Source organism: Brevundimonas sp. GW821-FHT12C05 (assembly GCF_058807475.1).
This window is the reverse complement of sequence record NZ_JBXAQS010000001.1, coordinates 1-13,878: the sequence shown is the minus strand read 5'-3', so window position 1 is coordinate 13,878 and position 13,878 is coordinate 1. Positions and strand designations below refer to the sequence as shown.

Genomic DNA, 13,878 nt, shown 5'->3' with positions numbered 1-13,878 from the left:
TCATTCTACCGGTCGGTAGCGGCCGCACCGCCCATGTATCGAACCGACAGCGCATCGACGATCCTTCGGGCGGACTGGCCATCCCCATAGGGGGAATGGTTGACCATCATGGCTTCGCGCGCTCGCGCGTCATCAATCAATCGGAGCGCGTTCTCGACGATCGAAGCCTGTTCCACGCCGACCAGCAAAGCGGCGCCGGCGTGGACGCCCTCCGGCCGCTCCGTCTCTGTCCGCAGCACCAGGACCGGCGTTTTCAGGGTCGGCGCCTCTTCCTGGACTCCCCCTGAATCCGAGAGCGCAATCGAGGCCCCGGCCAGCGCCGACAGGAACATGCTGTAGTCGAACGGGTCCCGCAGATGGACGTTCGGCAGATCTCCCAGCGCGCCGTAAACCTGGGTCTGGATGTTGGGATTGGGGTGCACGGGCCAGACGAAGCCGAAGCCGGGTCGCGCCATGGAGATTTCGCGAACCGCGGCGATGATGTTCTCCAGCGGACGACCGAAATTCTCGCGCCGATGAACGGTTATGAGCCCGAAGGCGTCAAAGCCCGGCAGAACCATCGGCTCGACACGGCTACGGGCGATCTCAACCGCATCGATGACCGTGTTGCCGGTCATCAGGACGCTGGCCGGATCAAAGCCCTCGCGCAGGAGCGTATCTCGCGCGAGATCAGTCGGCGCAAAATGCAGGCTGGTGATCTTGCTCGCGGCGACCCGGTTGAACTCTTCGGGGAAAGGACTGCGCAGGTCGCCGCTGCGCAAACCGGCTTCAACGTGCGCGAAGGGCACCCCGCGATAGAACGCCGCCAGGGCGGCGGCGAACACCGTGGTGGTGTCGCCCTGCCCCACCACGCACGCGGGATCGCAGTCCGTGATCAGCTGGTTCAGGCCGGTCAGACAGCGCGCGTTCAGATCCGCGAGAGACTGATTGGGCGTCATCAGATCCAGATCGTAGTCGGGAACGATCTCGAAGATGTCCAGAACCTGATCGAGCATCGCGCGGTGCTGCGCCGTGACGGCCACCTTATACGGCACGCCGACTTGCCGTAGCCGGCGCACGACCGGGGCCATCTTGATGGCCTCAGGCCGAGTGCCAAAAACACAGAGAACCGGCTTGGTCATTGGGCCGACGCTGCTCGCGGCAGAACGCCACGGGTGTCAACGACCCGAGCCCCTTGTGCGATGCGCGCACCGTTCTCCTTGAAGACCTTGTGATCGACCAGCAGGGCGACGGCGTCGGCGCGCGCCAGGGCGGTCTCCAGATCGACGAGCTCGACGCCCCCGTCCAGCATCCCCGCAGGCAGTCGATCGATGTTGGGCTCAACCGCCAGGACCGTGACACCCGGCAACCGCGCGACGTCGAGCACGATATCGACCGCGGGACTTTCGCGCAGATCGTCAATGTCCGGCTTGAACGCCAGCCCCAGGCACGCAATCACCGGCGACTGCAGACCCTCGACCATGGCGCGGATCTTTTCCACGACCCGATGCGGTCGCCCGTCGTTGACGCCGCGCGCGGCCTGGATGACCGGAGTGTCGTTCGGAGCGGATTCAACAATGAACCAGGGATCGACCGCGATACAGTGGCCACCCACGCCGGGGCCGGGGTTCAGGATGTTCACCCGCGGGTGGCGGTTGGCCAGACGAATGACCTCCCAGACATCCACGCCTTGAATGTCACATACGTTCGCCAGCTCGTTGGCATAGGCGATGTTGACGTCCCTGAAGGCGTTCTCGGCCAGCTTGCAGAGTTCAGCCTCGCGGGAGCGGGTCGGCACCAGCTCGCCTTCCACGAACAGCGCGTAGAGATTGACAGCCAGCTCCGTGCAAGCCTGGGTCATGCCGCCGATCGCGCGGTCATTCGACACCAGCTCTTCGATGACCTTGCCCGGCAGGACCCGCTCGGGACAGTAGGCCACATGGATGTCGACGGGGCCGTCGACGCCGGACTGAGGGAAGCGCAGGTCAGGGCGGGCGGCGGCCATGCGCCGGGTGATGAGATCGGTGCTGCCGACGGGCGACGTCGATTCAAGCACGACCAGATTGCCCGGCTGGAGAACCGGCGCGATGGCGTCCACGGCGCTGAGCACGGCGCGCATGTCCGACGCCTTTTCGGCGGTGATCGGGGTCGGCACTGCGATCATGAAGGCGTCGGCGGCCTCCGGACGGATCGCCGCCTTCAGGCGACCGGACCCGACAGCGCCTTGAACCACCGCATCGAGGAGCGGCTCGACGATATGAACCCTGCCTTGATTGACGGAATCCACGACTGACGGATTGATGTCGACGCCAACGACTTCAATGCTTCGGGAGGCCATCAGCGCCGCGGTGGGCAAGCCGATGTAACCAAGACCGAGGACACAGACCTTCTTGAAACTCATCAACCTACACTCCCGGGAGTTCGTCAGGTCCGCGCCGGCCGGACCAGCCGCTTCCTGCATGTCACACTCTCGTTGATCTCACGTCGCCCGGCCCTCAGCGCGAACCTCGGTGCGCTAGAACCTTTCGGCTCGCGGCGACATCAAGGCGCGTATCGATCCGCCGTTTTCGCCGCCAAGCCCCGTCACGATCGGTGGACGGAAAACCACAGCCCCAAAGAACTTACAACCCCATTTGGTCCGGCTCGAAGGCGTGACTGGACCTTCCTGTATTTTCAGGCGCGAATTCTATCGGCCATGGCCAGAGCGTCACTGCCGGAGGGTTTACTGGCCAACCTATACTGATCCACCAAAGCAAGGACATCCGTCAGCGAGACGGTATCCGGATTGTGCCGCCAGAACAGTTCCGTGATCCCCTCCACGCAGGGCCGCACGACCTCGCCCGCGTCGCTCAACACCTCGGAGAGCTTCTCGCCGGGTTTCAGGCCGGTGAATTCGATCATGACATCGACGTCCGGGGTCTTGCCGCTGAGCTCGATCATCTGCCTGGCCAGGCTGGCGATCTTCACCGGCTCCCCCATTTCCAGCAGGAATTTGCGCGGACCGTTCGCCTGCGAGCCGGCGCCGATCGCGGCGCTGTGGAGAACCAGCTGCACCGCCTCGGGTATGGTCATGAAGAAGCGCTCGACCTCGGGGTGAGTGACGGTGACCGGACCTCCCCGCGCGATCTGGTCGCGGAAAATCGGCACGACCGAGCCGGCGGAGCCGAGAACGTTGCCGAAGCGGACGGCGGTCATCCGCGAGCGCCCTTCCGGAGCCAGGTCGAGAAGCGCCTCGGCGATGCGCTTGGTCGCGCCCATGACGTTGGTCGAAGCCACGGCCTTGTCGGTCGAGATCAGTACGAACTGGCCCACATCATGCGCGATCGCCGCCTGGATGACGTTCCATGTCCCCAGCACATTCGTCAGGACCCCCTCGGACGGATTATTCTCGACCAGGGCGACATGCTTCAACGCCGCGGCGTGGAAAATGATGTCGGGCCTTTCGTTCCTCACGACCTCGCTGACACGGTCGGTGTCCCGAACATTCGCGAGGATGGCGCGGCGCTCGGTGGAGCGGCCGACGGCGGCCAGTTCGCGATCCACTTCAAACAGCAGGAACTCAGAATGATCGATCATGCTGAGGTGGGAGCAGCCGAGCGCGAGAAGCTGGCGGCAGATTTCGGAGCCTATGCTGCCGCCCGCCCCGGTGACCATCACCCGGCGGCCGACGATCAGATCCCGGAGCGGATCGGTATCCAGAGCGATCGGCTTTCGCTGCAGGAAGTCCTCGAGCGGAATCTCCTTCAGCACGTTGACCGTGCTCGACCCGTCGCCGATCTCGGTGAGGTTTTGCGGCTTGAGCAGCGTATGCCCCGCCCTGCGCAGCTCACCGATACGTTCGGTTGAGAAGCCGTAGGACTGAATCGGATCGTCCAGGAAAACGATGGCGTGCGGCGTCGCTCCCCGCGCCGTCAGGCTGCTCTGGTTGGGGGTCCAGGTCGCCAGGGAGGCGAGGAAGGGCACGCCGTGGAGGCGAAGACCGACTTCTTCTGGATGAGGAGTAATGACCCCGATGGGCTGATATTTGGTGTGCGGGTCACCTTGGAGCATTCTCAGCTGACGGTCAGCCGAAGCCATGGGGCCGACGATAAGCATCGGCACGCGGTCGGTCGTCGCTCGCGGCCACCAGCTGGGCAGGATGTGAGCGGCCAGGCCTTGGTCATGAGGCAAGCGCCAGACCATGCGAAATCCGACCAGCAACGCCAGACTGACCAGCCACGTCAGCGGAAGCACCGATCGCGGCAACTCCACGCCGCGATCCAGGAAGAAGATCAACCCAAGGAAGATGCCTGTGGTGAGAGTAACGTTGCGGAGCAGTCCCACCACTTCGCGCATCGAGGCGAACCGCCAGGCGGATCGTTCCGATTGGAAGACGAGTTCGACCATGGCGCCGACGAGAGCATAGAGGCCGGCCCAGCGGATCACGCGGATCGCGTCCGGGTCGGTCAGCCACCACACAAGCGGCACAGGGCGGCGTAGCTCATAGGCCAGGACCAGGCCGAGAAACAGCAAACCGACATGAAGGCCGAACTTCGCCAGCCAAGCCAAGGTCAGGCGGGTCCGCGCGATACTAGCAACAGCCGACATGTATTCCCTTGATGGCCAAGCCCGCCTGTCTCACAAGCCTGAAGGCCCAAACCCCGGCTTGCGCTGCGAACGGAGCCGTCTTACAGCCTCCGAAACCTTTAGCAAATGCATACAGATGGCGTGTTCCATGTTGACCGCAACATCTTGATGCCGGAGTTAAGACATCTTCGCGCGGGAGTAGGCAGCTGGGCTGACCCGTTGTCCTACCTACGGTGCTATGGTTTTTCGTCCGGCCGCTCGGCCATCGTCCTTTCCGAGGTACAGTCGCAGATGACACGTGCACTTTCGCTGCTGTTGATGCTTGCCGCCGTCACGCTTGCCGGTTGCGGCGGCCCGCGCATGAACATCAACCAAATGACCGCGGCTCAACCGGTGGATCTGCAGGCGGTTCAGACGATTCCGGCGGCCTCCACCGAATACCGCATAGGCGTTGGGGACAAGCTCGACGTCCGGGTATTCCAGGTCCAGGACCTGTCGTTCGAGGAGCTGGTGGTTGATACCTCGGGCAACATCAATATGCCGCTGATCGGGGCGGTGCGCGGCGCGGGCAGCACCGCCGGCGAAATGTCATCCGACATCGCCGCGCGGCTGGCGGCGCGGTACCTGCGCAACCCTCAGGTGACGGTCACCGTCAAGGAAGCGGCCAGCCAGAAGATCACCGTCGACGGCGCCGTCACCAAGCCCGGCGTCTATGAAATGCGCGGATCCACGTCCCTCCTTCAGGCTGTCGCGATGGCGCAAGGACCTACTCAGGTCGCCGACCTGACCCAGGTCGCCGTCTTCAGGGTCATCGACGGAAGACGTTCGGTCGCCCTGTTCGACCTGAGCGCCATCCGCCGGGGCTTGGCGGCTGATCCGCTGGTGTTGGGCGACGACGTGGTTGTCGTGGACACGTCCCGTCTCAGCGCCGCCCTTCGAGACGCTATCGGGGCCCTCCCGGCGATCGCGGCCTTCGCATACTTCTGATAATCTCGCCGGGTTGTCGGTCGTGTACGCCCCTGGCTGAACCAGGTCGGTCGCGGCTCGATCCCCCCTGCATCTTGGCGATTTCGGGTGCGTATAGTTGGGCTTTACGATATCAGCCCGAGTTGTTTCAACGCGGCTTCAGCTGCTAAAAGTGTTACGGATAGCATGATGTTGGGCGACAATTCCTTCGCTGATGAACGCGCCGCCCGTTCGAGGTCGGGAATCGACCGTTCGCGGGATGTCGCGGTAAATTCCCAGCCTGCGGGTTGGGCCGACGAACGCGAAGACGCGACCGTCTTTGATTTGGCCGTTTACTGGCGTCTCGCGCTTAAACATCGCATCCTGATCATCGGCTGCTTCTTGGGAGCGCTGGTCATCGGCGCAGCACTGACGCTGCTGATGACGCCAATCTACACCGCACAAGCGACACTGCAGATCGATCGGGAGTCTGCCCGGGTGTTCAACTCGGAGGAGGTGGCTCCGCGCGAGAGCATGATCCAGGGCGAAGAGTTCTTTCAGACCCAGTACGGCCTTCTCCGCAGCCGTTCGCTTGCTGAACGCGTGATCGAAAACCTGGGCCTCGCCAAGTCGGACGAGACCCTGAAGGCGCTGGGGGTCGAACCGCCGCCTTCGAGGGGCTCCGCCGCCGACCAGGCCGCCCGTCGCCGGGCCGCCGCTCTTGAAGCCATCCAGGAGAACCTGAGCGTTTCTCCGATACGGGGCTCTCGTCTGGTCGCCGTCGGCTACAACAACCCCAACCCGGAAGTGTCGGCCCAGATCGCCAACGGTTTCGCCGAGAACTTCATCCAGGCCAATCTGGACCGCAAATTCGAAAGCTCCGCCTACGCCCGCGAATTCCTTGAGGAGCGTATCGCCCAAACCAAGGACCGGCTGGAATCGGCCGAACGTGAGCTGGTCGCCTATGCCGCCAACCAGCAGATCATCAATATCAGCGAGCCCGGGGAAGGCGCCAACATCGGCGCGAGCCAGTCCCTGACCTCCAATAATCTGGTCGCCATCAACGCAGCCTTGGCGGAAGCGCGGGCCGCACGCGTGGCGGCGGAAGAGCGGTGGCGTTCGGCGCGCTCGTCGTCCCTGATGACCCTGCCCGACGTTCTGCAGAATCCGGCGATTCAGCGCCTGTCCGAACAACGGGCGGTATTGAGCGCCACTTACCAGCAGAAGCTCAGCGTCTATCAGCCAGACTTCCCGGAGATGGTTCAGCTGAAGGCGCAGATCGACGAAGCTGACGGACAGATTGCGGCCCTCGCGACCAACATTCGCAGCTCTATCCGCAGCCAGTATGAGATTGCGGCCAGACAGGAGCGTTCACTGCAAACGCAAGTCAGCGCACTGACCGGTGATGTGCTGAATCTCCGTGACCGTTCCATCCAGTACAACATCCTGCAACGCGAACTCGACACGACTCGGACGCTCTATGACGGCCTTCTGCAGCGCTACAAGGAAGTCAGCGTCACTGGCGGCGTCACGGCCAATAACATCTCGATCGTCGACCGCGCCTCGCCGCCGGAAAAGCCGTCCAAGCCGAATTTGCTGATGAACATGGCCATGGCCATGCTGCTCGGCCTGGGCATCGGTGTTGTCGCCGCCTTTGTGCTTGAGGCGCTTGATGAAACGCTCGCCACGCCTGAAGACGCCGAGAGCAAGCTGGGCGTGCCGGTTCTGGGCGTCATTCCCCTGCTGGACAAAGGACAGACCACGGCGGAGGCGCTGGTCGACCTCCGATCCGGATTCTCCGAAGCCTATTACTCCTTGCGAACAGCGCTCCAGTTTTCGACTCCGGAAGGCGCGCCCAGCAGCCTGTTGGTGACCAGCGCCCGACCCGCCGAGGGTAAGTCGACCACGGCCTATGCCATTGCGCTGAACCTCGCCCGGGTCGGGCGGAGGGTGTTGCTGGTGGACGGCGACCTCCGCAATCCGTCGATGCACCGCGTCGTTGGTGTCGAAAACGAGCGCGGGATGAGCAACCTGCTCTCGGGTTCATCGGACCTCGTCTCTCTCGTGCAGCGCACGAGCCTGGAAAACCTGTTCTTCATTCCCTGCGGGCCTCTTCCGCCCAACCCGGCCGAGCTCTGGGGCAGCGACCGGCTGCGCCAGGTTCTGGCGGAGGCCCGGAACAATTTTGACCATGTGGTCATCGATGGCCCCCCCGTTCTCGGCTTTGCGGACTCGCCCCTACTGGCGGCCTCCGTCAGCGGCGTCGTGTTCGTGGTCGAGTCTCGCGGCACGCGTCGGGGCCAGGCACGGGGCGCGCTGCGGCGCCTGAAGGTCGGTCACGCCCACCTTCTGGGACTGGTTCTGACCAAGTTCAGCGCCAAGAGCACGTCCTATGGCGGCTATGACTACGCCTACGACTACAACTATGGGGGCGACGCGGATCGCGGCGGCTCCGCCGCGAGCGACAAGGCCGGTAAAAAGGCCAACCGGAATTGAGGAATAAGGCGGATACATCCGGTCCGCCGCGACGGGCGGATGTTGTTCCGTACATATTGGTCGTCGGAGCGATCGTGCTCGGCTGGCAGATCGCCATCCAGCCCCTCATGCAGCGGGCGCCCGTGGCGGCCGCGATCCGCATCGCCCCGGGCTCGCCTCTCGTCCTGCGACGCGCCGCGGAAGCGGAGCTGGCCGCCCAGCGTTTTGACAACGCGGGCGCGCTCGCCCGGGACGCCGTCCGGCGGTCACCGTTCGATGTGCGCGCGCTTCGGGTCGTGGGCCTCTCGGAGGCGCGCGCCGGCCACCTGAATGCAGCGAACGACATCCTCACCCTCGCGGGGAACTGGAGCTTGCGCGACGACCCAGCCCACGCCTGGCTGGTGGAACACCGCCTTAGAAGCGGCGACTACGCCTCCTCCTTCGCCCACGCAGACACCCTGGTGCGGCGCCGCACGGATATTCAGCCTCAGATTTTCAACCTGTACACGACCGCCGCCGTCGCGGATCCTCAGCGGGCATTGCCGGTGGTCGCCAAACTGTTGGCGGCCAATCCGCCCTGGCGATCCGCCTATCTGACGAGCCTCTATGCGACGAACGACGGCCTGCAAACCGCGGCCAGCCTGGCCGTCATGCTGCAAGCCAGCGCTACGCCTCTGACGACGGCGGAACTTCAGCAGCTCTATCTCGAACTGCTGGCGAAGGAGCAGGTCGGGGCTCTCGCTGTCGTCCGTGCACGTATCAACCGGCCCGCCGCCGGCGCCGCGGTGACGAACGGCGAGTTCGATGACCCGTCCGCTCCCCAACCATTCCAGTGGGCGCTGGTCCAGAAGGCCGGCGCGACCGCGGAGGTTGTCGCCGACGACCTTGATCCGTCGAACTCCGCCCTCAGGGTCGAATATGACGGCTACTCAGCCGCGAATATCGCTGAGCAACGGATGTTCCTGACGCCGGGTCAGTACCGGCTCCAGGTCCGGTGGAGACGGGAATCCGGCGAGCAGGCCGACCGAGTGGCATGGGCGCTCACGTGTAAACCCGGAGAGCCGTCACGGCTCTCGCCGCCGGCCGCCGCCGGCGGCGGCGCGCCCCCGCGGACCTGGACGCAGTCGGTAATGGACTTCTCCGTACCTCAGGACTGTCCTAGTCAATGGCTGGTTCTCCGGGGCCGTCCGATGGATTATCGCTCACCGTCGGTAACGTGGTTTGACGGTATAGTGATCACGCCGCGCACGGCGTTGAACTGAGCAACAACGGTCGAACAACCGGAAAATCTTGTTGCCTTTGAAACCTTCGCCCCCTACAAACGCTCTCGATACAACGGGTCAGCCCGTTTAACGATCTGAATATGGGGATCCAAAGCATGCGTAAGACCATCGCCGCTGTCACGGCGGGCCTGCTGCTCGTCGCTGGCCAAGCCGCTGCAGCCAACAACTCCGCCGTCGCCCGCGTGGGTGACCGCGTCGGCGCCGAAGCCGGTGAAGCCAGCGAATTCGCCGGCATTCCGCTGCCGGTGCTCCTGATCGGCGCCGCCGTCGTTGTCGCGACCGTCGTTGTCGCCACCGACGACGACTCGGAAAGCGACTGATCTGACCCGGTGCGGGTAGCGTTCGCTTAAGTGCAGACGTAATTGCCCGCAGTAGGCAAATTTCTTAAGGGCCAGTGGGACGCCGTTGCAATAGCATCGGCCATCCTGCTGGCCCTTTCGTTTGTCCTCGGCGGGGCGACGCAGAACCACGCCATGCGGCTGGCTTTGGTCGAACTCGCCGCCCTTCCGCTTCTTGTAATCGCCGTGACCCGCCTGATCCGGGCCGGCGGTTGGCGTGAGCATAGATTCGCCTTCGGCTTGCTGGCCGCGCTCATGGCCATTCCGCTCATCCAGCTGATACCCCTGCCGCCGGGGATTTGGACAAGCCTCCCGGGGCGCGACCAGATGGTGCTCGCCCTTGATCTCGCCGGCCTGCAGCCGGGATGGAATTCGCTGAGCCTGGCGCCCGAGCACACGTGGCGATCCTTCCTGGCCCTGATACCGCCGGTCGCCTTCTTCCTCGCCACGCTGTCGATGTCGCACGAGCAACGCGAACGGCTGATCTATTTCTGTATCGCCGCCGCCCTCATCGGGATTGTTCTCGGCGCCGCCCAACTGGCGAGCGGAGGAGGCAAACTCTATGTCTGGAGCTGGACAGACGCCGGTTCGGTGAATGGCTTCTTCGCCAACCGCAACCACTTCGCCTCTTCGCTTGTCGCCACCCTGCCCTTCGCCGTCGCTATCGGCGCCGCGGCCCTGAGACGGAACGGCCGGAACACGTCCTTGTGGCTCGGCGCCCTGTTCGCGGGCCTCGTGGTCGTAGCCCTTGCGGCGATCCGGTCGCGCGCCGGTATCACCCTGTTGGCGCCTGCCATGGTCGGCAGTCTGCTGGCCGCCTGGATCGCCGCCGGTCGCGGCCGCCCCCGCCCGGCGCTTCTGCTCGTGGCCGGCGCGGTGTGCGCCGCGCTCATGGCCGTAGCGGTGCTTGCGCTGCCGCCGATCCTCGCCCGCTTCGACACCGCGGGCGCGCCAGAGGGCCGGTTGGACCGCTGGCCCCTCGTGGCGGAGGCGGCTCAGACCTATCTGCCGCTCGGAACCGGCATCGGCAGTTTCGACACCGTCTACCGCTCGGTGGAGCCGCTGGAGCAACTGGACCACAGCTTCTTCAACCAGGCCCACAACGACTACCTCGAGACATGGCTTGAAACCGGCTGGCTCGGCATCGGCCTGGTCGTGGCCTTCTTCGTCTGGTTTTTCCGCCGCAGCTGGGCCGCGTGGAAGTCGCCGCCTTCGCGGGAAGGCGATCTTCAACGGGCGGCGAGCGTCGCGATCGGCGTCGTGCTCCTCCACTCGGCCGGCGACTACCCGCTCAGGACGACCACCATGGCTGTCGTCTTCGCCCTGTGCTGCGGTCTGTTGGAACTGGCCGCGAGGGCTCCGCGCGCGCACCGAACCTAGGCCGGGCTGCGGCGACGAAATGCGGGCCCGCGGCATGTTCGCGGCGAGCAGATAACAGACCTTCGCCGAGTTGGCGGTTTGCCGGATCGCCCGTCAGGCGGGCTCAAGCAGGCCTTGAACGGTAAGACTGGCCATATGGATGTCGGCTGCGGTCAGGGCGGGGCTCCGGTTGGCGGACCCCGGCAGGAACGCGCGCACCTCGACCGTTCGCTTGGCGATGAAACGGGCGCTCGCGAGCAAGGCGTTACCCGATCGGTCCATCGCCGTGACGCTGCAGAACGATGTGCTGGTCTTCACGTCGCGGTCGAAATTGACATGGTACCGGCCGGTCGACTGTTTGGAGACGTCCGGCGTCAGGATGCCGCTGGCGTAGCGCACGGAGTCGCCGTCCATGAAGACAACCATCGTGGTGTTGTAGTCCGCCGACTGGATGTCGCACGCGCCGACATAGCGCGCGTCGATGTCATAACGCGTGTTTCCGCCTCCGCTGACCAGCCAGATGTCGGACGCGGTGACCTGGTTGTCCTTCACCTGTAGCCGGTCGGTGTTTCTGGCGTAGATGTGGCCGCCGGACGGCGCATCGCCGTGGATGTCCGAACGGATGATGACGCAGCCGGTCAACCGGTCGTCGGGGCTGTCGCCTTCCAGCCGCCACGTGTAGGCCTCCGCCTGTCCGATCCCGTTGCCTTCGATGTAGGTGTTGACCCATTGGTGGTTGGCGGTCGTTTGCTGCCTGGCCGAGCTTCTGGCCCGGAACACAACGGGCTGGGCGTTGCCCTGCAGGACACATTTGTGATCCCAGGTGCAGCTCGACGCGTCCTCGATCAGCACCGCCTCGGCGCCCGTCCTCAAACCGTCTTCATAGATGCACGCGCGGTGCGTGACCGTCGTGGGGAAGGAGACGCCGACATACGGCTTGCCGATGCGCTGATGGAGCCGGTTTCTGTAGAAGCGGCACTGGTCGAGAATGACGCTCTGAACCCCGAGCTGCATTTCGAGGGCATGGCGGGACGTGTCGAAGTTCGTAAATCCGACCCGCGACAGGGTTGTGATCTTCTGACCGACCATCTCCAGCGCATAGGCGCTCCCGGTCGCGTTCACGCCGTCAATCGTGAAGTCTCGCCACTCGGTCAGATAGCTGCTGGTGTTGTTGTCGATGCTGGCGCGCAGCGCCGGGCCGGTGGACATGGTGGGCCGCAGACCACAGCGGCCGGGCCCAACCCCTTCGATCGCCACATAGGACGGCACGTTGATGGTGGCGGTTGTTTCGTAAAAGCGGCTGAAGCGCACAATGCGGGCCACGTTCTGCCCATTGAGCACATCTCCCGCTGAATCGAACGCCGCCTGCACCTTCTCGGTGTCCGTGCCCCCGAACTGTTCGGGCAGGACATACAGGCGCCTCAGGGTGGCCTGCATCGACTCCGGGACGGCTCCGCGTCCGGACTGGGTGATGCTCAGGACGCCGGGATCCGCCCTCATGATGGGCTCTCCAGAGGCCCCGATCGCCAGGACGCCGCCGGTCAGAAGGTCTCTCCGCGGCAACTGCATGGTCTCGTCTCCGGCACAGGGAAGACCGTATGTCCGATCCTCGTGAGATGGGTTCGACCCAGGCTAGTCTGACAACGTCTACGGAAAGGCAACCGGCGACAGAGCGTCCGCCCCGAAAAGCCGGAGCGGACGACGAGACAGCATCGTCAGACCGCTCCGGGGTTCGTGGTTCGCGCCTAGTTCCAGTCGTGGTGCCGGCCGGGCGACGGCATGGACCAGTCGTCGAGCGAGGGGGCGCCGTCGACGAGGTGCATCATGTGCCCGTCCGCCAGCGAGAACAGGTCATTCGCGACGTCCACCGCGTCGATGGCGGACGTATCGAAATCACCCTCGAGCGACGGCAACACCGGAGGACTTTCGAACTTGCCGGTCAGGATGAAGTCGTCGTCCAGAACCGGCAGAACCTCCGGCGATGCCGGATTCTCCGCGACGGACATAAAACCGTCGTTCCAGGCGAATCCGCCGGCCATGGAGACCGTCGCCGCGATGTCGTCGGTCTGGGCCGGCTGGACCAGCGGCGCGTCAGCCTTGGCCATATCGGCCGGCGCGACCGGCAGGACCTCGGCTCCAACCACCTTGACCGTGTCGTCGGAGACGGCGGGCAGAACCTCGGGGCCGGCTCCCTTGACCGTATCGTCCCATGCAACGGGCAAGACCTGAGGTCCGGCATCCTTGCCCCCGTCGTCAGAGACGACCGGCACGACCTGGGGTCCCGAATCCTTGGCCGAACCGTCGGAGACCTGAGGCAGGGCGAGCGCCGCCCCCGAAGCATCCGTGAGCATATCCGCGAACAGAAGCCGCTCCACATTAAGCAACGTATCGACGCCGTCCGGTCCCGACACGGTGGTGACGCCGTTGAGGACGCTGATCGTGTAGGCTGAGCGGTTGCCCGAATAGACAGCCGTATCCATTCCCTCGTTCCCGTCGAGCAGGTCGTTACCGGCGCCCCCGATCAGAGTGTCGTTGCCGTCCAGCCCGCGCAGGTCATCATCGCCAGCCAGCCCGCTCAGCCGGTTGTCACTTCCGTTTCCGGTAAGGTAGTCGGTGGCGGCGCTGTTGGTGCCGATCAGGTTCTCGATACCGGACAGGGTGTCGCCCGCCGCATCGGGGTCGCCGTAGGCCAGGCCTCGCGTAAGGGACACGTCGATCCGGTTCACAGCCGCGGAGTAGTCGACCGTGTCGACCCCGGCGCCGCCGATGAACGTATCGGCTCCGGCCCCGCCGATCAGGATGTCGTCGCCTTCACCGCCGTCGAGGGTGTCCGCCCCGGCGCCGCCGAGCAGGGTGTCGTTGCCGCCCAGACCGCGCAGGTCGTCATCGCCCGCCAGCCCGCTCAGCCGGTTGTCACTTCCGTTTCCGGTAAG

10 protein-coding genes are annotated in these 13,878 nt (G+C 64.8%); 5 read left to right on the top strand and 5 right to left on the bottom strand.

Going from position 1 to position 13,878, the window contains the following annotated elements; all coding sequences use genetic code 11:
- Positions 1-5: 5 nt before the first annotated feature.
- The 3 genes from wecB to AC1RRF_RS00040 all read right to left on the bottom strand — a co-directional run bounded on the left by wecB (position 6) and on the right by AC1RRF_RS00040 (position 4,566).
- Entirely contained in the window at positions 6-1,121 is a 1,116-nt protein-coding gene (wecB, locus tag AC1RRF_RS00050) for a non-hydrolyzing UDP-N-acetylglucosamine 2-epimerase (RefSeq protein WP_492831615.1), read from the bottom strand.
- The gene (wecC, locus tag AC1RRF_RS00045) at positions 1,118-2,380 is read right to left on the bottom strand and encodes a UDP-N-acetyl-D-mannosamine dehydrogenase (RefSeq protein WP_492831613.1); all 1,263 of its coding nucleotides are present in this window, start codon (positions 2,378-2,380) and stop codon (positions 1,118-1,120) included. Before wecC ends, wecB begins: the two co-directional genes overlap by 4 nt.
- A 272-nt stretch (positions 2,381-2,652) precedes the next feature.
- On the bottom strand, positions 2,653-4,566 hold the full coding sequence (locus AC1RRF_RS00040) for a nucleoside-diphosphate sugar epimerase/dehydratase (protein ID WP_492831612.1): 1,914 nt from the start codon (positions 4,564-4,566) through the stop codon (positions 2,653-2,655).
- 120 nt (positions 4,567-4,686) lie between these two features.
- Here AC1RRF_RS00040 and AC1RRF_RS00035 point away from each other — a divergent pair, with 120 nt between their 5' ends.
- The 5 genes from AC1RRF_RS00035 to AC1RRF_RS00015 all read left to right on the top strand — a co-directional run bounded on the left by AC1RRF_RS00035 (position 4,687) and on the right by AC1RRF_RS00015 (position 10,966).
- On the top strand, positions 4,687-5,532 hold the full coding sequence (locus tag AC1RRF_RS00035) for a polysaccharide biosynthesis/export family protein (RefSeq protein ID WP_492831610.1): 846 nt from the start codon (positions 4,687-4,689) through the stop codon (positions 5,530-5,532).
- Between the two features lie 168 nt (positions 5,533-5,700).
- Positions 5,701-7,986: a GumC family protein gene (locus AC1RRF_RS00030; protein ID WP_492831608.1), complete on the top strand. Its 2,286-nt coding sequence runs from the start codon at positions 5,701-5,703 to the stop codon at positions 7,984-7,986.
- A gap of 74 nt (positions 7,987-8,060) precedes the next feature.
- Positions 8,061-9,227 (top strand): hypothetical protein, encoded by a 1,167-nt coding sequence (locus AC1RRF_RS00025; RefSeq protein WP_492831606.1) that lies wholly within the window; start codon positions 8,061-8,063, stop codon positions 9,225-9,227.
- Between the two features lie 116 nt (positions 9,228-9,343).
- Complete coding sequence (locus tag AC1RRF_RS00020; protein WP_492831604.1) at positions 9,344-9,568, top strand: hypothetical protein; 225 nt, start codon at positions 9,344-9,346, stop codon at positions 9,566-9,568.
- A gap of 153 nt (positions 9,569-9,721) precedes the next feature.
- A complete protein-coding gene (locus tag AC1RRF_RS00015; protein ID WP_492831602.1) occupies positions 9,722-10,966 on the top strand; it encodes an O-antigen ligase family protein in 1,245 nt (414 codons plus the stop codon).
- Positions 10,967-11,059: 93 nt separating this feature from the next.
- Here the strand turns inward: AC1RRF_RS00015 and AC1RRF_RS00010 are convergent, their stop codons facing one another.
- Complete coding sequence (locus AC1RRF_RS00010) at positions 11,060-12,382, bottom strand: hypothetical protein (RefSeq protein ID WP_492831600.1); 1,323 nt, start codon at positions 12,380-12,382, stop codon at positions 11,060-11,062.
- A 308-nt stretch (positions 12,383-12,690) separates the two neighbouring features.
- Positions 12,691-13,878 (bottom strand): calcium-binding protein (locus AC1RRF_RS00005; RefSeq protein ID WP_492831598.1); only part of this gene is annotated, 1,188 nt, incomplete at its 5' end.